The sequence below is a fragment of the Caenibius sp. WL genome (assembly GCF_019803445.1).
In the GTDB taxonomy this organism is placed as follows: Bacteria; Pseudomonadota; Alphaproteobacteria; order Sphingomonadales; family Sphingomonadaceae; genus Caenibius.
Genome location: NZ_CP081844.1, coordinates 1,398,015 through 1,422,254, shown reverse-complemented (window position 1 = coordinate 1,422,254; position 24,240 = coordinate 1,398,015). Strand labels below are relative to the sequence as shown.

Genomic DNA, 24,240 nt, shown 5'->3' with positions numbered 1-24,240 from the left:
GTTGACGGAAGCCTTTCCCGCTCTACCCTGATCACCTGTTCATCATCATGAAGGAGAGGCAGAATGGCGAAATGGGGCAACACCGGGCTGGCGGCATGCCTGCTGATGCTGGGCATGGGCGGCGCGGCGGCGGCGCAGGATGGCAAGACCGATCCGCGCGTCGGCACATGGACGCTCAACATCGCGGAATCGATCGCGCCGCAGGGCAAGAGCTTCGCCCCGTTCACGTCCATCGTCCGGCCTTCGGCGCCCGGTTCGATCGATTTCACCTATCGCAGCGAACTGGCTGACGGGACGGTGGAGGAATTCGGCTATCAGGCCAAAATCGACGGCGTGCTGCGCGACCTGCCCGGCAACATGGGGCTGAAGGGATCGATGACACCGATGGCCGGCGGCGTGATCCTGTCCAAGCTGATCTGGCCCGACGGCACGACCGAGGACAAGATCTGCAACATGGATGCGGCTTTTAAACGGCAGATTTGCATCGGATCGATGCTTTCGCCGCAGAAGGATATCATCTTCTTCAAGCAAGTGCTTGATAAGCGGAGTTGAGAACGGATCGGGGCGGTCTGCAATGGCCGCCCCTTTTCGGATATTTCTAGGCCGCCAGGCTTCGGCCCAGAATGTCTTCCAACCGCGCCAGCACTGCCCGGACAGCAGGCGAGGGCGGTACATCCTCATGCATTGCCAGCCACAGCTTGTCCGCGATCACCGGCCCGGCCTGTTCCGCCCTGCGGCATCCCAACGGCCCATCACTGCCATCATCCCACAAATACCCGATCCCCAGCCCCCGCCGTACCGCTTCGCGCACTTCGGCCCCGGTGTTGACCCGCAGGGCGATCCTTTCAGCGGGCACATGCGCCGTCATCCAGCGCGCGGGCCCGCTTTCGACCAGATCCTTACCCAATCCGATCCACGGCAGACGCGCGGGATTGGCGCCATGCACGGCATAGGGCGCCATGCGCAGCGTCCCGATGCTCCGTCCTCGCAGATGCGCGGGCAATGTATCGCCGACACACAACCCGATCACCGCGCTGCGTTCCTGCAAGGCGGCGGCAGGGAGGGGACTCTGCACGAATTCCAGCCGGATAGTGGCGGCGATGTCTCCCGCAAGTGTTTGATAAAGCGTCAGCGCCTCCAGCCCCAGTTCCGCCGGCAGAGCGATCCGCACCACATCGGGATGCGCATCGGCCAGCGAGAGCGCGGCGCGCAAGGCGGCGATACGGCTATCCAGATCGCGGGCGCAGGCCAGCACCAGCCGCCCCGCTTCCGTGCTCCCGGTCCCGGCTGCCGTGGTTTCGAACAGCGACACGCCCAGCGCACGCTCCAACGCTTCGACCCGCCGGGTTACCGTGGTCCGGCTGACACGCAGCTTTTCCGCCGCCGCGGTTCCCGTCCCGGCCTGCGCCGCGACGAGATAAAACCGCAAATCATCCCAATCGAGCATGGCATCCTATCCGTGCTGCCGGCGGGCCGGCGGCACCGCGCCCCGCCCTTGCGGTCAGTCCTGCACCCCCAGCATCATCTTGCCGAGATTCACGGCTTGCGGCCCCGGCGTGTTCGAAGCGTGCTGGCCGATCACCAGAATATCGGTGTAGATATCGGCCAGCGGCTTGTCGATCCGGATGCCGTTGGCCCCGGCGGCGCGCAGCAGGTCGAGCGCGATATCCTGGCAGCGGTGCGGCACATTGGTGCTCTTGAGCATCAGCAGAGTCATCTCGTCCATGCCGATCACGCGGCCTTCCTCGCCGATCTGGCGCATCTGGGCGAGATCGTGCCGCATCACGGTCTTCATCTCCTCCGCCCCGGCTTTCGCCCGGCCGAGCGCTTCCTGCACCCGCGGATCGCGCGCCACGCGTTCGCTCAGGACATTGAGCCGGTCGGCGGTGTAGCCGCAGAAATGCTCGATCATCGTTTCCAGCGCCCCCAGCGCGGCGCTGGAGACCGAGCGCACGAACAACGGCAGGAACGGCGCACGGAACAGCGGCCCGGTGTTGAGCGCGGTGCCCGGATGGGCCGCCGCATGGAAGATCGGGAACCGCTGCACCCGGTAGTCGGGCACGAAAGCATCGACGACTTCGATATCCTTGCTGCCCGAACCCTGGAGGCCGACCACGTTCCAGGTATCGACCACCCGCGCATCGGCGCGCGGGATCAGGAAGGCGTGCATCCGCTGTTGCAGGGGCCCCTCTTCCCCTTCGATCGTGCCGCCGAGGAAATTCCATTCGCAATTGTCGCACCCGCTGGAGAACGGCCAGCGGCCCGAAAAGCGATAGCCGCCTTCCACCCGCACCGCCGTGCCGTTGGGGGCATAGGGCGAGCCGACCAGCACGCTGTCGTCCATGCCCCAGACATCCTGCGCCGCGCGTTCGTCGTAAAAGCCCATGTGGAACGCGTGGACCCCGATCACGCCATAGACGAACCCCATGCTGGCATCGCCGCGCCCGAGCGTGAGCAGCACTTCGCCGAAGACTTCCGGGCTCATTTCATAGCCGCCATAGCGGCGCGGCTGGATCACGCGGAACAGCCCGGCGTCTTTCACTCTGGCGATGGTTTCGGGGGTGATCCGCCGGTCGTCCCGGTGCCGCGCGGCCTGTTCACGCAGGAACGGCACCAGCGCCTCGGCCCGTGCGATCACTTCCTCCGGCGTCGGTATGGTCTGTTTCAGCATGCCCCCTCCCTCTCTAACCCAGGCGATTATACCCTATCCGCTTGCCCGAGCCTGCCAGCAGGATGCGTCAGCGACGGCGGACAATCAAGGCGGTACGGTGGGCAAAGCGCAGCACGAGCGTTCGCCATGACCGGGTTGACGCAGAATGGCCCGAAAGTGCGCGAGGGTGGCGTTGTGCGGCAAAGCGAAACGGGTGAGAAATTCAGTCCAATACGCTGAAATAAAACTGTATTTTTAATCGTATGCAGTTTTCCCACAAACCAAAACCATGCATAGTGTGTGACTTTTCGCGCCGGTATCCTGATACCGTTACAGCGGCGCACACCGGCGGAGGCGCAGTGGCGGAATGGATACCGGAAAGCGGGTTTTCTGCGCGGTGTCATCGCGCAGGATAAGCCATATTTCGCGCGTGTAGGAAAGGCGTAACGCCCGGATGCGCCACGCCCCCAATCGTCACCCCGAATAGTTGGCGATTATCTCCTGTAGAAATATTTCCCTCGTCATTCCCGCGAAGGCGGGAATCCAGTTTCGCCCTTGCAGCTGGATTCCCGCCTTCGCGGGAATGACGAAAGGTCCTTGCTCCGGCGGGAGAATCGCCAACTTGTTCAGCATCCATCTTGCTCCACGCACGGTTTTCGATCCGGAGGGATGGATGCTGAAACAAGTTCAGCATGACGACAAAGAGTGAAGCAGCGCGGCTTATCCCGCCGCGATGGCCACCGACACTTCCATGATCGGCAGCGGATCTTCGGGCATGCCGCCGTTGCTGACAGCCCCGCGAGAGGTGAAGTTGTACGTCATCAGCGCGACCATCATCGAGGCGATTTCATCGTCGTTGAATTCCGCCGCGACCCGTGCCGCGGTGTCTTCGTCCACGCCCGCCGGGAAGCCGAGATAGCCATCGGCCAGCGCAATCGCCGCCTTCTCGCGCGAGGAAAGCGCGCTGGTTTCGTAATCGTCACCGACCATTTCTGCCCGGTCCTCGGTCAGCCCGTCGGCACGGGCGACATCGTAGCGCACCGATTTGCAGAACACGCAGTTGACCGTGCGGGCATTGCGCAGGCGCAGGATTTCCAGCAGCGACGGCGGCACGAGACTGTCGCGCCAGACATGGCCGTTCAGCGCGATGATTTCCGAAACGGTGCCGGGCACGTGGCCCATCATGCTGTCGCGGATGACATTGCCCGTGTCGGTGCCGGGGCCGGTGACGCGCGGTTTACTGGACATGGGCGATCTCCCCCTGGTTGGCGCGATGGGCCTGCAATCCGCGCAGGCAGCGGGCGGTGCGGATGCGGCCATCGATCAGGCCCAATCCTTCGATCAGCAGCACGAGGCCGGGATCACCGTAATGCGCCTTGACCTTGTCGGCCGCCTCATCGGGGATCGAGGAGGCATCCATCCAATAGTATTCGGCGAACAGCAGCACGGCCTTTTCGCCTTCGTTCAACGCGTCGCTGTCATGCGCCTTGTCTTCCAGCACGAGACGGCGCGCCGCGTCGGCATCGGCGCGCTTTCCGGCGAGCGGATTGACCGCGGCCATTTCCGCCTCGTCCCGATGCAGGCGGGCGAATGTCAGACGGCACAGTTCCAGCAACCCTTCGGGCAGCTGTTCCTGTTGCCATATGCTGTCCGACAGGCGGGCGAAACTGTCCGCCGCCGGCCCGGCGCGGGCAAGCGCCTCGTCTAGCGTGAGACTGGTCAGGGGTTCGGGCATCCTTGATCTCCTTATCGTTCAGGTAGTTATACGGTTATTGCGTGGTCATGGGGGCAAGCGTGAGCCGCATCATCTGCGCCAGATCCTGCGGCATCGCCCCGATACGGGAGGACACGCTGAGCCCCTGCCCGGTGACGCGCAGCCAGCGGGCCGTGATCTGCGGATCGAGATCGCCCCGGATCGTGCCCGCCTCCTGCCCGCGCCGGATCAGCCCGGCGAAGCCTTCCTCTATCCGGGCGTAATAGGCATCGAGCAGCGCGGCGACATCGGGATCGGTGCGTCCCAGTTCAATCGCGGTGTTGACGAGGAAACAGCCCCGATGATCGAACCCCTGCGGCGCGGGATCGTCGGCCTGCCCCTGGGCGCCGCTGATCCGTTCGAAATAGGCCAGCAGATCGTCTAGCCTCGTCCCGCTTTCCAGCATGGCCACGTATGCGGCGGCCACTTCGTCGACATAGCGGCGCAAGGCTTCGAGAAAGAGGCCGCGCTTGCCGCCGAAGCGCTTGTAGAGGCTGTGGCGGTTGAGCCCGGCGGCCTGCGTCAATTGCTCGACATCGCTGGTCATGAAGCCGCGCGCCCAGAATTCGACCATCGCGCCATCGACAACCGCATCGCGATCATAAGAGACGGGACGGCCTGCCATGGCGCTGCGAACTCCGGATACAATTACAGAATGCATGTTCTGTATTCTGAATCGGGCAGACCCGCAAGTATGAATTTTCGAGGAGCCATGCGGGGGAAACTGTGCTAAAAAGCCATTGTGCAGATCAAATGATTACCATACCCTACGCAAACAGAAAGAATTTTGAGAGGATTGCGCATTATGCGCTTTGACACACTCATTCGCGGCGGCATGATCGTCGATGGCAGCGGGCAGGAACCCTTCGCCGCAGACCTTGCGATCAAGGACAGGCGCATCGCCGCCATCGGCCGGATCGAGGGCGAGGCGGACGAAATCATCGACGCCACCGGCAAGCTGGTGACGCCCGGCTTCGTCGATATCCACACCCATTACGATGGCCAGATCACCTGGGAAAACCGCATGCGCCCCTCCTCCGATCACGGGGTGACGACCGTGGTCATGGGCAATTGCGGCGTCGGTTTCGCGCCCTGCCGTCCGCACCAGCGCGATATGCTGGTGGAAGTGATGGAAGGGGTGGAGGACATCCCCGAAGTGGTGATGACCGAAGGCCTGCCGTGGAACTGGGAAAGCTTTCCCGACTATCTCGATGTGCTTGCCGGGCGGCAGGCCGATGTCGATTTCGCCGCGCAGATTCCCCATTCGCCGGTGCGCGTCTATGTCATGGGCGAACGCGGCGCGGCGCGCGAAGCGGCCACAGCGGACGAATTGCAGCAGATGCGCGCCATCGTCGGCGATGCCGTGGCGGCGGGCGCGCTGGGCGTCACCACGTCGCGCAACCATGGCCACCGCACGGTGGCGGGCGAACTGGCCCCTTCGGTGGATGCCGACCGGGCGGAACTGCTGGCGCTGGCGCAAGGGCTGGCCGATGCCGGAACCGGCGTGTTCCAGATGATCCCCAACGCGCATTACGGTGACGATCCGCAGGCCGACATGGCGCTGTTCAAGGATATCGTCGCCGCATCGGGCCGCCCGCTGTCGTTCAGCCTGCTGCAGAAGAAATTCCAGCGCGATCTGCCCGAAACCATGCTGGCGATGCTGCGCGATTACAACCGCGACGCGGCGATCCCGATCCGGGCGCAGGTCTTCCCCCGGCCGATCGGGATGCTGTTCGGGCTGGAACTGTCGTTCCATCCGTTCCGCTTCCACCCCAGCTTCCAGCCGCTGGCCGATCTGCCGCTGGCCGAAAAGGTCGCCGCCTTGCGCGATCCGGCGCTGCGCGCCCGGCTGCTGGCCGAACAGCCGGTGACCGACAACCCGCTCTACCAGATGCTCGCCACCGATGTCGGCGATCTCTATCCGATGGGCGATCCGCCGAATTACGAACCGCCCGCCGAAACCCGCCTCGGCGCGCGGGCCGAACGCGAAGGGCGCAATCCCGCCGAACTCGCGCTCGATGCCCTGCTCGAACGGGATGGGCGCGGCCTGCTGATGATGCCGTCGTCCAATTATGTCGACGGCAATCTCGACATGGCCCGGCTGATGATTTCCGATCCCAACACGATCATCGCGCTGGGCGATGGCGGGGCGCATTACAGCCTGATCTGCGATTCCAGCTTCCCCACGTTCGTGCTCACCCACTGGGTGCGCGATCGCGGCGAAGGCCGCCTGCCGCTCGCCTGGGCCGTGCGACAACTGTCGCACGAACCGGCGCGCGCGGTGGGGCTGGAAGATCGCGGCCTGCTGCGCGTGGGCTACAAGGCCGATGTCAACGTGATCGATCCCGAACGGCTCGAACTGCCCGCGCCGACCATCGTTTACGATCTCCCGGCAGGCGGGCGGCGGCTGGTCCAGCACGCGCGCGGCTACGATCTGACTATGGTCAGCGGCGCGATCACCTATCGCGGCGGGGAAGCGACCGGCGCTCTGCCCGGCCGCCTGGTGCGCGGGGCGCAAAGCGCTCCGGCGGTCGAGGAGACGAAGGCGGCCTGAGGCTGCCCTCGGCATTCCCGCGCGGGCGGGAATGCCGCCTGTTTGGCCTCAAGCGCCGGCGTGCCCGTCCGGGCACTTGGCTATCCTCGCGCCTTGCGGCGCTGCGGGCGGCCGGTCGGCCGGTCGGCCTTGCGGCCGGCGTTGCCGACCGGATATTTCAGCCGCCTGATTTCTGTTCAGTCCACCCCTACCGCGCCAGCCGCACCCCGATCCACAGCGTGCGCGGGGTGCCGAGATCGACCGAGCCGCCCGAATTGCGGGTAATCACGGTTTCGTCGAACAGGTTCTCGCCCCGCAGTACCGCCGAAAAGCCGCCAGCCAGCGGCACTTCGGCGAACGCGTCGAGCGTGGTCGCCGCGCGCAGGACATCGGTTTCGAGATCGCTTTCATAGACTTTGCCGATATGGCGCAAAGTCGCGGCAAAATGCCAGCCCGGCTGCGGGCGATAGCTCAGCGTCCCACTCATCGCCCAGCGCGGCGATTGCGCCGGACGCCTGCCGTCCAGTTCCGCCGATGCGCCCCGGCCGACCATTTCCGCATCCGTCCACGCCAGGCTGCCATCAAACCGCAGCGGCCCCTGCCCCAGCGATGCCCCCAGTTCGATACCCCGCGCATCGATCGCCGGCAGATTCTGCCGCTGGCGCAGATTCTCGCCGATCGAGACATTGGCGATGGCGTGCTTCACCCGGTTGTCGAACGCGGTAAGCGTGAACGCCACGCCGGGGGCCAGCGTGGCATCCATTCCCACTTCGAAGCCGGTCAGCTTCTCGTTGCGCAGATCGGCGTTGGCCTGCGTCGTCACCGGGAAAACGGTGAAGGGGCGATAGAGTTCGTTCAGCGTCGGCAAGCGGATCCCGCTGTAGCCCATGGCGCGCAGCGCAAGGTTCGGGCTGACGTGATAGACCCCGCCCGCGCGCCAGGTCACGCCCCAATCGGCGCGGTCGTCGAACCGGCTTTCGCGCACCACCGCACCGGCAGGGTTGCGTTCGACGAAATAGCCGCCGCGAATGCTGCTGCGATCCGCGCGCAAGCCGCCCGTCAGCACGAGATTGCCCAGCGTCCAGGCATCTTCGATATAGAAGCCCAGATCGCTGTTGCGCCCGCCCGCCTTGCGGCGCGCGGTGATCTTGCCGGTCATCGCGTTGTAAGCGTCCTCGTACATCGTGCCTTTGGACTGGCGGAAATCGACGCCCAGCCGCAGGACATGATCGCCCCCCACCGGCGGGCGCAGTTCGAATTTGCCGCCGATGCCGGTGGACGGGGTCTTGCGCTGATCGAGCACCGGGACATAGCGGGTCGAACTGACGACGATATTGGAAAAATCGCGCCATTGGGCGAACGCCAGCGCATCGAACTGCCAATCGCCCCGCCCGACAAGGCGCAGACTGGCGTCCTGCCCGCTGCTGGAACTGTCCGCCCCCTTGAAGCGCAACGTGCGGTGATCGTCGAACGCCATGCCGCGCGCCTGCAATTCGATATCGCCCGACAGCGGCACCACCGCGCGCGCGCTGGCCGACCAGCTATCGTATCGCGCCCGGGCGGTGGCGGGCACGCGCTCATCGCCGGGGGTGGTGTGGAAACCCTGTCCGCGATCCCACCGGCCGGAAATGACCGCAAACCCGCCGTTGCGGAACTGCGGGGCGAGATTGCCGCTCAGTTCCGTTTCACCGCGCTGGTTGACCATGGCGCTGCCGCTCAACAGCCCCAGCGTCGCCGCATCGGCGCTTTCCATTTCGATGGCGCCCGCCAGCGCCCCGGCCCCGAACGGGCCGGACCCGCCGCCGCGCGTCACCGCGATCCGCTGCAACCGGTCGGGCGCCAGCGCCGAAAGCGGGACATAGCCGAAGAACGGGTCGCTCATCGGCACGCCGTCGAGCATGACCAGCGCCCGGCTGGTGGCGTTGCCGCCCAGCGACCGCAACGTGACCCCTTGCGCCGAAGGGTTGGACGAACGGCTGTCGGAACGGCGGAACTGCTGGAAGCCCGCCACATTGGCCAGCACGTCCTCCACCCGGCCGGATGCCCCGGTGACGATGCGTTCGCGATCCAGCGTGACCGTATCGTAAGCCGGTTCGGACGGCACGTCGGCCAGCCCGCGCCCGGTGACGACAATCATCTCCCGGCTTTCCCCGGCGGGCGCGCTCTCGGCCGCCAGCGGCATAACGGGGGCCAGCAGGGCCAGCGGAACCAGAGTGCGGGAAATCAGCGAAACAGAACGTGCAGCCATAAGAGAAAGAGTCCGGATATCTTTGTGCAGAGGGGCAGAGGGCGCGCCTAGCACAGTTGCCAGTCCCTTGCCCACAGCCGCAGGAACGCCCTTCGGCCCGCCACGTTTTGACAGCAGTTGCGCAGCGCCTATGCCTTGCCCCATCCTCGGCCTACGCGCGCATCCCTCGCCCGCCGCTCACGCAGGAGACGTTCCATGACCGAATATCGCACCGAAAGCGACACGCTGGGCGAGGTCGCCGTTCCGGCCGCGGCCTATTGGGGGGCGCAGACCCAGCGCAGTATCGCCAATTTCCCGTTCGGCGAACGCGAACGCATGCCGATCGAAATCGTGCGCGCGCTGGCCGTGGTGAAACGCGCCGCCGCGCGGATCAATCGGCGGTATGGCCTGCCGCACGATCTTGCCGACGCTATCGAAACCGCCGCCGCCGAAGTCGCCGAAGGGCAGCATGACGACCAGTTCCCGCTGGTCATCTGGCAGACCGGCAGCGGCACGCAGACCAACATGAACTGCAACGAAGTGATCGCCGGGCGGGCCAACGAAATTCTTACCGGGCGGCGCGGCGGGAAAAGCCCGGTCCACCCCAACGACCATGTCAACATGCATCAGTCGTCGAACGACAGTTTCCCCACCGCGCTGCACATCGCGGCGGGCGTGGCGGTCGATGGGCGGCTGCTGCCCGCGCTCACCCACCTCTATGGCGCGCTGGACCGCAAGGCGAACGAGTGGGCCGGGATCGTGAAAATCGGCCGCACCCATTTGCAGGATGCCACCCCGGTCACGCTGGGGCAGGAATTTTCCGGCTATGCCGCGCAACTGGCCGCGTGCCGCGCGCGGATCGAAACGGCCTTGCAGAGCGATATCATGGCATTGGCGCAGGGGGGCACAGCGGTCGGCACCGGGCTCAACGCGCCCGAGAATTTCGGGCCGGCCATGGCCGCCGCCATCGCCGATCTGACCGGGTTGCCGTTTCGCAGCGCGCCCAACAAGTTCGAAGCGCTGGCTTCCAACGATCCGCTGGTCAACCTGTCGGCCACGCTGGCGACGCTGGCCGCCGCGCTCAACAAGATCGCCAACGACATCCGCCTGCTGGGCAGTGGGCCCCGCTCGGGCCTCGGCGAACTCGAACTGCCCGCGAACGAGCCGGGCAGTTCGATCATGCCGGGCAAAGTCAATCCGACCCAGTGCGAAATGTTGACGATGGTCGCGGCGCAAGTGATCGGCAATCATCAGGCGGTGACGATCGGCGGCATGCAAGGGCATTTCGAACTGAACGTGTTCAAGCCGATGATCGGCGCGGCCGTGGCCCGGTCCATCGCGCTGCTCACCACCGGGATGGACAGTTTCAGCACCCGCTGCGTCGAAGGGCTGGAACCCAACCGCGAACGCATCGCCGAACTGCTCGACCGCTCGCTGATGCTGGTCACGGCGCTGGCGCCCGAAATCGGCTATGACAAGGCGGCGAAAATCGCCGTCCATGCCCACCGGAACGGCCTGACTCTGCGGCAGGCGGCGCTCGCGCTCGGCCATGTCGACGAAGCGACATTCGACCGCTTGGTGCGCCCGCAAAACATGGTGTGACAGCGTTCTGATCCGGACCGCAGCCCGGCGCCGCACACACCCCTTGGCAAGTGTCGCGCGATGGGGATAGAAGCGCTTACCGGCGTTTCCTCGCGGCATTCAGGCCTTTACGGAACAGGGCGCGCCTTTTCGCATCATGAAAGTGGCCCGGCCACGGAAAAGGTCTGACAAGCGCGATGGACGAACCCAACCAGGTGTCGCTTCTCTACGAAGGCGTGGTGCTGATGGGCTTCGCGCTGGCCAGCGTGCTGCTGTTCCGCCGCCTCGGCCTCGGGGCCACTCTCGGCTATCTGCTCGCAGGCGCAGTGGTCGGCCCGCAGATGCTCGGGCTGGTGGGCGATGCGCAGGGCAAGATCGATTTTGCCGAACTGGGCATCACGTTCCTGCTGTTCGTCGTCGGGCTCGAACTCAATCCCGCGCGCCTGTGGCGGATGAAGCAGGATATCTTCGGGCTCGGCCTGTTCCAGGTCGTCGCCTGCGGCATGGCCATCACCGCGATTATCGCCCTCGCCCATTTTTCGCCCGCCGCGGCGCTGGCGCTCGGCCTGCCGTTGGCGCTGTCGTCCACGGCACAGGTGCTGCCCATGCTGCAATCGGCGGGCCGCCTGCACACGCCATTCGGCGAACGCGCCTTTGCCATCCTGCTGTTCCAGGATCTCTCGCTGATCCCGATGATCACGATCATCGCCGCGCTCAGCCGCAATCCGGCCGATGCCCACGGCCCTTCCGGCTGGCTGCTGGCGCTTTACACCGTGGTCGCGATTGCCGGGCTGATCGCCGCCGGCCGTTTCCTGATCCGCCCGCTGTTCCGCCTGATCGGCAATCTCGGGGAACGGGAAATGTTCGTCGTCGCCTCGCTGTTCACGGTCACGGGGGCGGCGATGGTGATGGAAATGCTCGGCCTTTCCACCGCGCTGGGTGCGTTCGTGGCGGGCGTGATGCTGGCCGATTCCCCCTATCGCCACGAACTCGAAGCCGATGTCGAACCGTTCCGTTCGATCCTGCTCGGCCTGTTCTTCCTGGCGGTGGGGATGATGCTCGATCTCAATGCCATCGCCGAACGGCCGCTGTTCGTGATCGGAATGGCCGCCGCGCTGATCGCGTCCAAGACTGTCATCATCATGGGCATCGGCCTGCTGTTCCGGATGAACTGGCGCAGCGCGCTGGCGCTCGGCCTCCTGCTCAGCCAGGGCGGCGAATTCGGTTTCGTGCTGTTCGCGCAGGCCAGCAACGCCCACCTGATCGATCCCGAAGCGGCGAGCCTGTTCGGCGCCATCGTCACGCTGTCGATGGCCACCACGCCGTTCCTGATGATGGCCACCCGCCGTTTCCGCGAAGCCCCCGCTGCCGCCACCCGCAACGAAACGCGCGAAGGCCCGCTGGAGGAAGGGGCCAATGCAATCGTCGTCGGCTACGGCCGGTTCGGGCAGACGGTCGCACGGATGCTTATCGCCAGCGACATTCCGGTGACGCTGATCGACAACGATATCGAAATCATCGATGTCGCCAGCAAATTCGGCGACAAGGTCTATTTCGGCGACGGCACCCGGCTCGACCTTCTGCGCCAGGCCGGCGCGGCCGATGCCGAACTGATCCTGTTCTGCGTCGATGGGCGGCAACTGACCGCCGAAATGCTCCAGAGCGTGCACGAGGCGTTCCCCGACACCGCGCTCTATGTCCGCGCGTTCGACCGGCGCACCGTGATCCGCCTGCACGATGCCCCGGTCAAGCGCATGGTCCGCGAAGTGCTGGAATCCGCCGTGAAAATGGCCCGCGTGGCGCTGGAGGATCTGGGCGTGAGCGAGGAAGAGATCGACCGGGCGGAGGACATGTACCGCGCCCGCGACCGGGAACGGCTGAAAGTGCAGATCGAAAGCGGCGAAATGCTGCTGCCGAGCGATCGCGCCGCCAGATAGCGGAGCGATCCCGCCGCCGACCGCCTTTCGGAGGGAATCAGTAGGGCAGCGCGTTGTCCGGGGTGATGATGATCACCACCCGGCGGTTTTCGCTGCGGCCCGCCGCCGTGCGGTTGCTTTCGATAGGCTGGGTGGCCCCCTTGCCGATCACTTCGATGCGCGCATCGGCCATGCCTCCGGAAACCAGCGCCTGCTTCACCGCCTCCGCCCGCCGCGTGGACAGGTCCTGATTGTAGCGGGCGGTGCCGGTGGAATCGGTATGCCCTTCCACCCGCGCGCCGTGGATGCCCACCGTCAGCAGGCTGCGCGCCATCTGCCCGAGGCCCTGCGCCTGATCTTCGCCCAGATGGCTGTCATCGGAGGGGAACAGCAGTTTGCCATCCATCCCCAGCGCCCAATCGTCGCCCACTTCCTGAAACGCATATTGCTTCAGCACGGCGACCTGTTCGGGCGAATAGGGCCCCTTCGGCGGCGCCGCGGGGACCGTCTGGCAGGCTGCGGCCAGAAGCAGCAACGGCACGGCAAGAAATCGGGAAGCCCCAGGAAACCGGCTACGGACGGCCAACGCCATCGTCACATCTCCGCAATTTGTCACGATACATGGCCTTGTCGGCCTTGCGCACCAGATCCCCGGGGGCGGTGCCATCGTCGGGATAGGCCGCATAGCCCACGCTCAGCGTGATGGCAATGTGCTCGCCCTCGGGCAGGAAAATGGTGTCGGCCATGCTGTCCTCGATCCGGGTCACGATCGTATCGATTTCCGCTTCCGTGGTCGGCGAAGCGAGAAGGATCGCGAATTCGTCCCCGCCCAGCCGAAAGACCTTGTCGGCGCTGCGCACCGAAAGCTTCAGCCGCTCCGCGATGATCCGCAGCGCGGTATCCCCGGCATCGTGGCCGTAACTGTCGTTGACGCGCTTGAAGCGGTCGACATCGATATAGAGCACCGCGAAGCGGTTGCCGGTGTCCGTTGCGTGAAGGATCGCCGCGTCGAGCTGCTTTTCGAATGCGGGGCGGTTGCCCAGCCCGGTCAGCGCATCGCGCGCCACTTGCAGCGCAAGCGCCTGATTTTCTTCCTCCATCCCGGCATACCAGCCTTGCAGTTCGACCAGCAGGCCGTTGAAATCCTGCACGAAGACATCCACTTCGGCCAGCCCCGGCGCGGGCACGCGGCGATGGAACGCACGTTCCTGGCGGACCGAGCGGGCGACATCGGCGACATGCTGCAACGGGGTGATGACCCCGCGCTGCAACCGCCGCGCCAGAAGATTGGTGGCGACCAGCGCGATCCCGAGGCTGCACAACGCGGCGAACAGGCCCACTTGCAGAAAGCCCCCGATCCCCGCCGCGCTGCCGAACACGCGAACCTCGGCGATGGCGACGCCTTCGATCTTCACCGCTTCCACCACCGGTTGCGGCCAGAAAACGCGGCTGCCCCATTCTTCGATATGAGAGCGTACCCCCGCCCCTTCGCGTTTCCACGAAGCGAGCACGCGCCCCTTGGGATCGACCACTTCGATCCGGCCCACCGAACCGCCGCCGGTCACGGACGCCAGCCCTTCACGCACCGCTTCGGTATCGCCGAACACGATGGCCGGTTCGACCGTGTAGCTGACCGTGCGGGCGACAAGCTGGAGATTGCGCGAGACATAATCGCGGATCATCAGCGCCCCGCTGATCAGCATGGTTGTGCTTACCAGCAGGACGGCGAACAGCACCAGCGAACGGTGTACGCGCGAAAGCGTCTGGCGCAGAGTCGGAGCGGTGGGCCGTTCGGACATGGCCTATTGCTCCCTCGACAGGCGGAACACGCGCGGATCGATCCGCACCGAGGAACGCGCCACCGCATCGACATTGAGCTGGAACGACAGCGTATTCCGCCTGTGGATGAGGCAGAACATCGCTTCGCCGGTGCATGGCGGATCGTCTTCGGCAATCGTCACTACCGGCTTGCCCCGCGCCCCGGCCGCCCAGCGCCGCACCTTCTCCACCCCGATATCGCCCAGATAAAGCGCATCGCAGGCGGGCAGCACGGCATAGGCATCGCTGTCCACCGCGCGAACATCGATCCGCCGCCCGTCAAGCAGCCCGTTGCTGCCCAGCCGCCCGGCATAATGGGCCGGGCCGACGACACAAATCCGCACCGGATCGCTTCGCGAAGGCCAGCGGGTGTATTCGAAAATCGAACGGACCAGCCGCTCGGTCGCTTCGTCCGCGCGGCCCGGCCCAGCCGGATAGGCAATCTGGTTCACACCGGGCGCAGCGCCGATCAGCCACGGCGCGAGCAGCAGCGCCAGTGCGCAGAGTAACCCCCTTTTGCCCAGCCTGCCGATACGCGTGACCGGCCCAAATCCCCAAGACGAAACGCCCATATCGCTCGCCTTGAACGATTTCGCCGTAAAAATCGAGCGTTTAAACGCCTTCCATGAAGAAGCGGATAAAGTGGACGAGGGCCAGCCTCCACGCAAGGCTGGCCCTTGCCCGTCAGAAGGCGACTTTCACCGTCGCGCCCCAGGTGCGCGGATCGCCTGGCAGGCCGACAATCAGCCCGGTGTTGCCCGGCCCGACCATCAACTGTTCGAAATAGTTCTGATCGAACGCATTGCGCACCCAGCCGAAGATATCGAACCCGCTGTCGGTGCGGAAACCGACCCGGAAGTTCGACAGCGAATAGCCGTCGATCCAGGTGTAGTCCGAAGGCGACGGATTGGAGGAGAAATTGGAGCGATAGCTGCCGTCATACCCCAGATAGACCTGCCCTTCCTTGCCGAACAGCGTGGCCGGGACATTACCTTCCGCCCCGAAGGAGAACGACCATTTCGACACGCCGGGCAGGCGCTCACCCGAAATGTCGCAATTGGCCGGGCTGCTGGCGCCGCCCGACAGTTCCGGCGCACAAGGCGCATCGACGAATTTGCGATAAGTGGCGTCGGTATAGGCCCCGTTGGCGTAGAGATTGAAGCGTTCGCTCGGCCGGATGGAGAAATCGGCTTCGACCCCTTGCGTGCGCACGGCCCCCGCATTGGCGAGATAACCGCGCAGCACGCCATATTGGCCGTTGTTCACGTTGGCCTGGTAATTCTTGATATCCGTGCGGAAGACCGAGAGGTTGAGAATCGCCTTGCGGTCGAGGAACTGGGCCTTGATCCCCGCTTCGTAATGGTCGACCGATTCCGGCTTCACCGTGCCCGCGGCCAGAATGGGATTGCCGTTGTTGTCCGCCGGCACGCCGTTCTGGTTGATTCCGCCCGATTTGAACGTCTTGGCATAAGTGGCGTACAGCAGGACGGCGGGCGTGACCTGATAGCTCAGCGTCAGATCGTAGCTGAAATTCCAGTCGCTGAACGTTGGCCGCACCAGTTGCGGAGCGAACACGCCGCGCTGGGCGATGACGCGCGCATCGATCACCGGATCGGTCAGCGGGCGGCCGGTCACGGGATCGTTGAACAGCACCGGGTTGCCCTGCCCATCGAACACCGCGCGGTTATAATAGCCCTTCTTCTTGTCGTAATTCAGCCGCACGCCGGGCTGGACGGTGAACCTGTCGGTCACTTTCCAGCTCAACTGCCCGAACAGGGCAAGGCTGGTGTTGCTGAGCGACTGGTCGTTGTAAGCCACCAGCCCATCGAGCACGGTGGGATCGTTGGCCAGCGCGCTGCTGGGATTCAGCGTCCAGCGGCTCGACGCGGGGCCGTGCTGTTCGGTGCCCTGCGTCTTGATCTTCTGATAGAACGCGAAAGCGCCCACCACGAAATCGATCGCCTTGCCCGAATAGTTGTAGCGCAGTTCCTGCGTGTACTGATCCTGCGTCGACGGGTTCTGCGATTTGGTGACGATCGGCAGGCCGGTGAAATCGCGGTCATTTTCCGGCTTCCAGTTCCAGAACCGCCACGCGGTGATCGAAGTCAGCGTGCCCGGCCCCACATCCCATTTGACCCGCAGCGCGGCCCCGCCGATCTTGTTGCCTGCGTTGAGATTGGCATCGAGATCGGTCAGCCGGTCGAACGGCTTGAGACTGACGGGGGCATAGCCCTGCGCGGCGGCGAGCGCGGCGAACTGGCGGTTCAGCGGGCGTTGCGTCGTGCCGGTGCGGACATAGACCGAACCGCAACAGACCGCATCCTGCGTGCTGTAGTCGCCCGACAGCGTGACGCTGAGCGTCTCCGTCGGCTGCCACAGCAATTGGCCGCGCAGGCCGAGATTGTCCTGGCTCTGAATCCACTTGTCGGTGGTGACATTGTAGATCGTGCCGCGACGGCTGGTCGCCGACACGGCGATGCGCGCGGCCAGCGTTTCGGACAGCGGGCCCGACACGGCCGCCTTGGCCTGCTTGAAATTCAGATTGCCGACGCTGATTTCCGCCTTGCCTTCGAAATCGAACGTCGGCTGGTTGGTGGTGATGTTGATCGCCCCGGCGGTGGTGTTCTTGCCGTAGAGCGTGCCTTGCGGCCCGCGCAGCACTTCGATCTGCGCCACGTCGAGGAAATCGAACGTGGCCGAGGCGATGCGCGAGTAATAGACATCGTCGACATAGATCCCCACGCCCTGTTCGATGCCATCGTTGGTGAGGCCGAATGGCGCACCGATCCCACGGATGTTCACCGCCGTGTTGCGCGGGTTGGAAGAATAATACTGCAGCGTCGGCGTCAGTTGCTGCAACCGCCCGACATTGAAGCTGCCGGTGTTGTCGATATGCTCGCCCCCGATCACCGAAATGGCGAGCGGAATGTCCTGCGCGGTTTCCTGCCTGCGCCGGGCGGTGACGAGGATTTCATCCTGACGGTCGCCCGCCCCGGTCCCGGCGGCGGTCGGCTGCGCATCGGCGGCGGCGGTAGCCTCGGCCTCGGCCGCCTGGGCGGGTGTCGCGGCCAGAACGGCGCCCGCCGCCCCCGCCAGAAGAGTGGCACGGAATAACATCGTAAGTCCCCATGATTGAGATCACGATGCCTCCGGCCGTCCGGTCAGCATCTTGGAAAGGTTGGTTATGGATCGCCTTTGCCGGTCAGCCGGATTGCAGGCGCTTCTTCTCGGTCACATCGATCTGGACGATACGATCTTCGTGGATCGTGATCGCGATCGATCCGAAACGCAGGCCCAGCAAGGCTTCGCGGATATTGGCGAGGCTTTGCTCGACATGCTGGAATTTCTCCGGCTTGATGCTGCCGGCAGGCCGGTCGTTCGTCATGGCTTCACCTCCGATAGCTGAAACAGTTTTGCCCGCTGGACCTTGATCGCCAGCCGCTTGCCCACTTCGGGCGCGGGCATCCGGGCATCGAGATTGACTTCGATCGTCCGGTCGACCCCGGTCACTTCGCCTTCCACCCGCCAATCGCCGCCCCGGCGATAGACGCCTGTCACCAGCAGCGGCAGGCAACCGGGCTGTTCGTCGCCCACGGTCACATCGTGCGGGCGGAAATCGAGCCGCGCGGGACCATCGGGCATCCGCTCCGCCTCGATGGCGATGTGGCGGTCGAAGAAATGGGCCTGCCCGTCGCGCACCGACACCGGCAGGCTGTTGGTTTCGCCCACGAAATTCGAAACGAACGAACTGCGCGGCGCCATATAGACTTCTTCGGGTGTGCCGATCTGTTCGATCACCCCGTGATCCATCACCACCACCCGGTCCGCCAGTTCGAGCGCTTCTTCCTGGTCATGGGTGACGAAGATCGAAGTCAGCCCCATCTGGTCGTGCAGGTGGCGCAGCCAGCGGCGCAGTTCCTTGCGCACCTGCGCATCGAGCGCGCCGAACGGTTCGTCCAGCAGCAGCAGTTGCGGTTCCACCGCCAGCGCCCGCGCCAGCGCCACGCGCTGGCGCTGCCCGCCCGAAAGCTGGGCCGGATAGCGATCGCCCAGCCCGCGCAACTGCACCAGATCGAGCAATTCCTCCGCCCGCGCACGGATCGCCGCTTTCGACGGGCGCTCACGGCGTTTGCGCACCGACAGGCCGAAGCCGATATTGTCCGCCACGGTCATATGCTTGAACAGCGCATAGTGCTGGAACACGAAGCCGACCTTGCGTTCCGCGACTTTGAGATCGGTCACGTCCTCGCCGTTGAACAGCACGGAACCGTGATCGGGAAAAGCCAGCCCCGCGACGATCCGCAGCAGCGTCGTCTTGCCGGACCCCGACGGGCCGAGCAGCGCCAGAAATTCGCCGTCGCGCACATCGAGATTGATGTTATCGAGCGCCTGGTAGGCCCCATAGCGCTTCGAAATGCTATCGAGTCTGATCAATGTCCCACACTCCCGCGTTGGTAGTCGAACCGCCATTCGACAATCGATTTGAGAACCAGCGTCACCAGCGCCAGCAAGGCCAGCAGGGAGGCGACGGCAAAGGCGGCGACGAAATTGTATTCGTTGTAGAGAATCTCGACATGCAGCGGCATGGTGTTGGTCAGCCCGCGCAGGTGCCCGGAAACGACCGAGACCGCGCCGAATTCCCCCATGGCCCGGGCGTTGCACAGCAGCACGCCGTACAGCAGGCCCCAGCGGATATTGGGCAAAGTCACGCGCAGGAACGTCTGGAAACCGCTGGCCCCCAGCGACAGCGCCGCTTCCTCGTCATCGCGCCCCTGTTCCGCCATCAGCGGGATCAGTTCGCGGGCAACGAAAGGGAAAGTCACGAAAATCGTCGCCAGCACGATGCCGGGCACGGCGAAAATGATCTGGATATCGTATTCGCGCAGCCACGGCCCCAGCCAGCCCTGCATCCCGAACATCAACACATAGATCAGCCCCGCCACCACCGGCGACACCGAAAACGGCAGGTCGATGAACGTGATCAGCAGGCTCTTGCCCGGAAAATCGAACTTGGCGATGGCCCAGGCGGCCATCACGCCGAACACGACATTCACCGGCACGCTGATCGCCGCGACCAGCAAGGTCAGCTTGATCGCCGATTGCGCATCGGGTTGCACCAGCGCGGCGCCGTAGGCGGCAAAGCCTTTGGACAGCCCTTCGGCGAACACCGACACCAGCGGCAGCACGAGGAACAGCCCGATAAAGGCCAGCATCAGCCCAATCAGCAGATGGCGCGCCTGCAGCCTGCCCGACAAAGCGAGAACACCGTTCATGCCGCCAGCCTCCTCCGGCTCCACGCCTGGATGCAGTTGATACCCAGCAGAATGGCGAACGACGCCACCAGCATGACCGTGGCAATCGCGGTGGCCGCGGCATAATCGTACTGTTCCAACTGGGTGACGATCAGCAGCGGCGCGATTTCGGACTTATAGGGCATGTTGCCCGCGATGAAGATCACCGAACCGTATTCCCCCACCCCGCGGGCGAAGGAGAGCGCGAATCCCGTGAGCAGCGCGGGCAGGATCGCGGGCAGGACCACCCGGGCGAAGACCTGCCACGGCCGCGCGCCGAGCGAGAGCGCCGCTTCTTCCAGTTCGGCGCCGAAATCGTCCAGCACCGGTTCGACCGAGCGGACCACGAACGGCAGGCCGATAAAAACCAGCGCCATCACGATCCCGAGCGGGGTGTAGGCGATCTTGATCCCCAGCGGTTCGAGGAACTGCCCCACCCAGCCGTTGCCCGCATAGATCGCGGTCAGCGCAATCCCGGCCACCGCCGTGGGCAGCGCGAACGGCAGATCGACCAGCGCGTTGACGATGCGCTTGCCCGGAAAGCTGTAGCGCACCAGCACCCAAGCCGTCAGCAGGCCGAACACGCCGTTGACCACGGCGGCGAGGAATGCCGTGCCGAAGCTGATCCGGTAAGCGGCCAGAGCGCGATCGGAAAAACCGGCGGCGAGAAAATCGCTCACCCCCATCCCGGCCGAACGGATGAACACCGTGCTCAGCGGGATCAGGACGACGAGCGAGAGCCAAGCGAGCGTCAGGCCCATCGTCAGACCGAAACCCGGAATGACGGAGCGGCTTTTCCGGCGCGGGGTTCGCGACGGGGCCGGATGGCGAGTGGCGTCGGGCACCTGCAGTGGACTGCTCAATGCGATATCCATGGTGCTTATCGCTTGGTCGCGGCAAAGATCGTGTCGAACACGCCGCCTTCGTTGAAGAACCGCTTCTGCGCAGCCTGCCAGCCGCCGAAATCCTTATCCACGGTGACGAGTTCGAGCTTGGGGAAGACATCCGCATACTTCGCGGCGACCGTGGGATCGATCGGGCGGTAGTAATTGCGGGCGATCACATCCTGCGCTTCGGGCGTGTAGAGATACTTGAGATAGGCTTCGGCCACTTTCTGCGTGCCGTGGCGTTCCGCATTCTTGCTGACCACGGCCACCGGCGGTTCCGCCAGGATCGAGATCGACGGGACGACGATATCGAACTTGCCCTTGCCCAATTCCTTCTGAGCGAGGAACGCCTCGTTCTCCCACGCCAGCAGCACATCGCCGATACCGCGTTCGACGAAGGTGGTGGTCGATCCGCGCGCGCCGCTGTCGAGCACCGGGACATTGGCGAACAGCTTGCGGACATAGTCTTCCGCCGCCGCATCGGACCCGTAAGCCTTGTGCGCAAAAGCCCAGGCGGCGAGGAAATTCCACCGCGCGCCGCCGCTGGTCTTCGGATTGGGGGTGATGACTGCGACACCCGGCTTCACCAGATCGCCCCAGTCCTTGATCCCTTTGGGATTGCCATGGCGCACCAGGAACACGATGGTCGAGGTATAGGGCGCGCTGTTGGCGGTGAGCTGCGATTGCCAGGTCTTGGGCAGAAGCTGCCCGCGCTCGGCGATCTCGTCGATATCATAGGCCAGCGCCAGCGTGACGACATCGGCATCCAGCCCGTCAATCACCGCCCGCGCCTGCTTGCCCGATCCGCCGTGGCTCATCTTGATCGCGACATCCTGCCCGGTCTTCGCCTTCCATTCGGCGGCGAACCTGGGGTTGATCGCTTCGTAGAGTTCCCGTGTCGGATCATAGGACACGTTGAGCAGTTCGACCCGGTCCTTGGTGTCAGCCTTGTTTCCAGCCGGCGAACAGGCCGCCAGCCCGGCGATGCCCACCGCGGCCAAAGTTGCCAGCCCCCAGGCCCGGACGGTTCGAAATCCACGCATTCCGCCATTCTCCCGACTGCCCGGGTCCGGCCTTTGCGAGGCGACGAATCAGGGCGCGTTCAACACACCCCATTATCTCTATCTATGTAGTAGGGATTAGCAAGCGCCTATTTGCATTCCCTGCCCGCGATCACCCCGTCATGCGTTCGTCATAGCGGATTTCCGGGGTTGCCGCGCCATCGCGCCCACCATCACGCAGGGCATCGGCAATGGTCCGCGAATCGAGCACCTGCCGGCTTGCGTCGTAGGCCCGGCCGAATTCGCGGCGAATGTCGCAACGCGCTTCGCTCTCGCAATCCTCGCACCGGCGGTAGGAATTGCGGGACAGGCACGGCAGCGGGGCCAGCGGGCCTTCGAACAGACGCAGGACTTCCCCGAAACTGATCGTGTCGGACGGCCTAAGCATCACATATCCGCCGCTTTTTCCCCGGCGGCTGTCAAGAATGCCGGCTTTCTTGAGATCGAGCAGAATCTGTTCGAGGAACTTGTGCGGAATGGAATGGCGGCGCGCGATTTCGGCGCTGGTCAAGGATTCCCCCTCCGGCGCGGACGCAATCGCAAGCAGCGCCCGGAACGCATATTTGGCCTTGTTCGAGATCATATCTGGCTACGCCGATTTCCTATTCACAAAGTAGACTTTTACGGCAGGCAACAAATTGTTGCAAGTCCGCCCTGCCCGCTTTGCCGCGGGAACGGTCAGATCACCGCGAAACAGGCGATGGCGACACACACCGATATGGCCAGCAGCGGTGCGCCAAGCCGGGGAAAATCGCGGAACCGATAACCCGCCGCACCCATCACCACCGCGTTGTTGTGATGGCCAAACGGGGTGAGGAAATCAAGCGAAGCCCCGATGGCAACCGCGATCAGCAGGGGTTCCAGCGGCATCCCGGTGCGGGCCGAAACGCCCGCCGCAATCGGGCTCAGCACCACGGCGGTGGACACGTTGTCGATAAACGGCGTGATCGCCACCGCCAGCAGCAGGACCATCGTCGCCACCACCACCGGCTGGGTCGATGGCAGATAATCCGCCAACGCATTGGCGATCACCCGCGCGGTGCCCGTGTCCTCCACCGCCAGCCCCAGCGGGATCATGCAGGCCAGGAGGATGACGATGCTCCAGTTCATGTCCTGCAACGCGCCGCGCAGATTCAGGCTGCCGAGCATGACCATCGCGATCACCACCGCGCCGAAAGCCAGCTCGGTCGGCACGACATCGAACGCCGACAGCACAACGCCCAGCGCGAAGACCGCCACGCTCGGCCAGGCGGCCCGCGTCCGGCGCGGCACCCGGCGGGCAGACAGCGGCAGCAGGCCGCAATCGGCCGCCGCTTCGCGCAGGGCGCTGCGTTCGCCCGCCAGCACCAGCACATCGCCCACGCCGATCTGGAGATCCTCGAAACGGCCTTCGATCCGGCGCCGGCGGCTGGCGATCCCGACCACCTGCACATTGCGTTCGATGAACGCCATAACATCGCTGATGCGCGTGCCCTGCAGCAGACTGTCGGGCATCACCACGATTTCCATCCGCTCCACCCCGGCGCTTTCGTCGGGATGCAGCCCTTCAAGCTGCCCGCCTTCGACCAGATCCTGCAGATGGCCCAGCGTCCCTTCCAGCAGCACGGTATCGCCGGGGGCGAGGACGATATCGCCGCGTCTGGCGAAGACATGCGCACCATGGCGCAGCACGCCATGGATCGCGATTTCGTACCGCTCCTCCGCTTGGGGGAGATGCAGCCCGGCCAGCGCTGAATGGGCGGGAATATGCATTTCGGCCAGAAAATCGGCTGGCCCGGCTTCGAACGGCGCCTCGTGCGAAACGATATGGCGAAACACGCGGGGGGCGGCAAAAATGATCCACGCCAGCCCCGCCAGCGCCACGGGGCCGCCCACCAGCCCCAGTTCGAAATATCCGAAGCCCGCTCCGCTCTCCGCGATCTTCCATTGGTTGACCACGAGATTGGCGGGCGTGCCGGTAAGCGAACACATCCCGCCCAGCAGCGTGGCGAAGGACAGCGCCATCAGCACCCGCCCCGGCGGGATATCCAGCCGCGAACAGACCGACAAAGTCACCGGGAACATCAGCGCCAGCGCACCGATATTGTTCATGAAAATGGAAATGAACGCCCCGGTGCAGCACAGCATCGTCAACACAGCGGGCTCGCTGGTGGTATGCACCGCGATCCGCCGCGCGAAATCGTCGATCACCCGGGTGGCGGAAAGCGCGGACACGATCAGCAGGACTTCGGCGACGGTAATGACCGCCGGGTTGGAAAAGCCCGCGAAGATATTCTGGACCGGCACCACGCCGACAAGATGGCCCGCGGCCAGCCCGACCATGGCGACCAGTTCCACCCGGAACCGCTCTGTCGCATAGGCGACGAGCATTGCCAGCAGAATGACAATGATCGCCCATTGGTCAAAAGTCATGCGGTGTCCCGGACGGTGATTCGCCCCCTTACCTAGCGGGAGTGAGCCGGGACGTCATTCCCGATGCGGGCGAAAGACCAGGGCAACCGGGGAAATGGGTATGCGGCAGAG

General features: G+C 64.8%; 21 protein-coding genes. 4 read left to right on the top strand and 17 right to left on the bottom strand.

Going from position 1 to position 24,240, the window contains the following annotated elements; all coding sequences use genetic code 11:
* The first annotated feature begins 63 nt into the window (after window positions 1-63).
* A complete protein-coding gene (locus tag K5X80_RS06570) occupies window positions 64-552 on the top strand; it encodes a hypothetical protein (RefSeq protein ID WP_222560045.1) in 489 nt (162 codons plus the stop codon).
* Between the two features lie 46 nt (window positions 553-598).
* Here K5X80_RS06570 and K5X80_RS06565 read toward each other — a convergent pair whose 3' ends face one another.
* From K5X80_RS06565 to K5X80_RS06545, 5 genes are all read right to left on the bottom strand, one after another.
* Entirely contained in the window at window positions 599-1,447 is an 849-nt protein-coding gene (locus K5X80_RS06565; RefSeq protein WP_222560044.1) for a LysR family transcriptional regulator, read from the bottom strand.
* Window positions 1,448-1,501: 54 nt separating this feature from the next.
* Window positions 1,502-2,671, bottom strand: coding sequence for an acyl-CoA dehydrogenase family protein (locus tag K5X80_RS06560; protein ID WP_222560043.1), 1,170 nt, complete (start codon window positions 2,669-2,671; stop codon window positions 1,502-1,504).
* A gap of 699 nt (window positions 2,672-3,370) precedes the next feature.
* Window positions 3,371-3,898 (bottom strand): carboxymuconolactone decarboxylase family protein, encoded by a 528-nt coding sequence (locus K5X80_RS06555; protein ID WP_222560042.1) that lies wholly within the window; start codon window positions 3,896-3,898, stop codon window positions 3,371-3,373.
* Window positions 3,888-4,385, bottom strand: a complete 498-nt coding sequence (locus K5X80_RS06550; RefSeq protein ID WP_222560041.1) for a carboxymuconolactone decarboxylase family protein — start codon at window positions 4,383-4,385, stop codon at window positions 3,888-3,890. Before K5X80_RS06550 ends, K5X80_RS06555 begins: the two co-directional genes overlap by 11 nt.
* A gap of 34 nt (window positions 4,386-4,419) precedes the next feature.
* A complete protein-coding gene (locus K5X80_RS06545; protein WP_222560040.1) occupies window positions 4,420-5,028 on the bottom strand; it encodes a TetR/AcrR family transcriptional regulator in 609 nt (202 codons plus the stop codon).
* A gap of 180 nt (window positions 5,029-5,208) precedes the next feature.
* Between K5X80_RS06545 and K5X80_RS06540 the strand changes: the two genes are divergently transcribed.
* Entirely contained in the window at window positions 5,209-6,957 is a 1,749-nt protein-coding gene (locus tag K5X80_RS06540) for an N-acyl-D-amino-acid deacylase family protein (RefSeq protein WP_261390662.1), read from the top strand.
* Window positions 6,958-7,144: 187 nt separating this feature from the next.
* Here K5X80_RS06540 and K5X80_RS06535 read toward each other — a convergent pair whose 3' ends face one another.
* Window positions 7,145-9,184 carry a TonB-dependent receptor gene (locus K5X80_RS06535; RefSeq protein ID WP_222560039.1) on the bottom strand — a complete coding sequence of 680 codons (2,040 nt, stop codon included), beginning with the start codon at window positions 9,182-9,184 and terminating at the stop codon, window positions 7,145-7,147.
* A 195-nt stretch (window positions 9,185-9,379) separates the two neighbouring features.
* On the opposite strand from K5X80_RS06535, the gene fumC reads away from it, so the two are divergent.
* On the top strand, window positions 9,380-10,765 hold the full coding sequence (fumC, locus tag K5X80_RS06530; protein WP_222560038.1) for a class II fumarate hydratase: 1,386 nt from the start codon (window positions 9,380-9,382) through the stop codon (window positions 10,763-10,765).
* Between the two features lie 176 nt (window positions 10,766-10,941).
* On the top strand, window positions 10,942-12,681 hold the full coding sequence (locus K5X80_RS06525; protein ID WP_222560037.1) for a cation:proton antiporter domain-containing protein: 1,740 nt from the start codon (window positions 10,942-10,944) through the stop codon (window positions 12,679-12,681).
* A gap of 37 nt (window positions 12,682-12,718) precedes the next feature.
* On the opposite strand, the gene yfiB is transcribed toward K5X80_RS06525, so the two are convergent.
* The 11 genes from yfiB to K5X80_RS06470 all read right to left on the bottom strand — a co-directional run bounded on the left by yfiB (window position 12,719) and on the right by K5X80_RS06470 (window position 24,129).
* Window positions 12,719-13,252: an outer membrane lipoprotein YfiB gene (gene yfiB / locus K5X80_RS06520; RefSeq protein WP_222560036.1), complete on the bottom strand. Its 534-nt coding sequence runs from the start codon at window positions 13,250-13,252 to the stop codon at window positions 12,719-12,721.
* Window positions 13,233-14,459 carry a diguanylate cyclase DgcN/YfiN gene (gene dgcN / locus K5X80_RS06515; protein WP_222560035.1) on the bottom strand — a complete coding sequence of 409 codons (1,227 nt, stop codon included), beginning with the start codon at window positions 14,457-14,459 and terminating at the stop codon, window positions 13,233-13,235. The genes yfiB and dgcN overlap by 20 nt, the downstream gene beginning before the upstream one ends.
* A 3-nt stretch (window positions 14,460-14,462) precedes the next feature.
* Window positions 14,463-15,050: a regulatory sequestration protein YfiR gene (yfiR, locus tag K5X80_RS06510; protein ID WP_222560034.1), complete on the bottom strand. Its 588-nt coding sequence runs from the start codon at window positions 15,048-15,050 to the stop codon at window positions 14,463-14,465.
* Window positions 15,051-15,162: 112 nt separating this feature from the next.
* Window positions 15,163-17,595: a TonB-dependent receptor gene (locus tag K5X80_RS06505; RefSeq protein WP_222560033.1), complete on the bottom strand. Its 2,433-nt coding sequence runs from the start codon at window positions 17,593-17,595 to the stop codon at window positions 15,163-15,165.
* 85 nt (window positions 17,596-17,680) lie between these two features.
* Entirely contained in the window at window positions 17,681-17,863 is a 183-nt protein-coding gene (locus K5X80_RS06500) for a YezD family protein (protein ID WP_222560032.1), read from the bottom strand.
* Window positions 17,860-18,912: a sulfate/molybdate ABC transporter ATP-binding protein gene (locus K5X80_RS06495; protein WP_261390661.1), complete on the bottom strand. Its 1,053-nt coding sequence runs from the start codon at window positions 18,910-18,912 to the stop codon at window positions 17,860-17,862. The genes K5X80_RS06500 and K5X80_RS06495 overlap by 4 nt, the downstream gene beginning before the upstream one ends.
* On the bottom strand, window positions 18,909-19,751 hold the full coding sequence (cysW, locus tag K5X80_RS06490) for a sulfate ABC transporter permease subunit CysW (RefSeq protein ID WP_222560030.1): 843 nt from the start codon (window positions 19,749-19,751) through the stop codon (window positions 18,909-18,911). Before cysW ends, K5X80_RS06495 begins: the two co-directional genes overlap by 4 nt.
* On the bottom strand, window positions 19,748-20,632 hold the full coding sequence (gene cysT / locus K5X80_RS06485) for a sulfate ABC transporter permease subunit CysT (RefSeq protein WP_283249239.1): 885 nt from the start codon (window positions 20,630-20,632) through the stop codon (window positions 19,748-19,750). The genes cysW and cysT overlap by 4 nt, the downstream gene beginning before the upstream one ends.
* Window positions 20,633-20,649: 17 nt before the next feature.
* Window positions 20,650-21,699, bottom strand: coding sequence for a sulfate ABC transporter substrate-binding protein (locus K5X80_RS06480; RefSeq protein WP_222560028.1), 1,050 nt, complete (start codon window positions 21,697-21,699; stop codon window positions 20,650-20,652).
* Window positions 21,700-21,829: 130 nt separating this feature from the next.
* Window positions 21,830-22,300 carry an RrF2 family transcriptional regulator gene (locus K5X80_RS06475; RefSeq protein WP_222560027.1) on the bottom strand — a complete coding sequence of 157 codons (471 nt, stop codon included), beginning with the start codon at window positions 22,298-22,300 and terminating at the stop codon, window positions 21,830-21,832.
* Between the two features lie 95 nt (window positions 22,301-22,395).
* The gene (locus tag K5X80_RS06470; RefSeq protein WP_222560026.1) at window positions 22,396-24,129 is read right to left on the bottom strand and encodes an SLC13 family permease; all 1,734 of its coding nucleotides are present in this window, start codon (window positions 24,127-24,129) and stop codon (window positions 22,396-22,398) included.
* Window positions 24,130-24,240 lie beyond the last annotated feature (111 nt).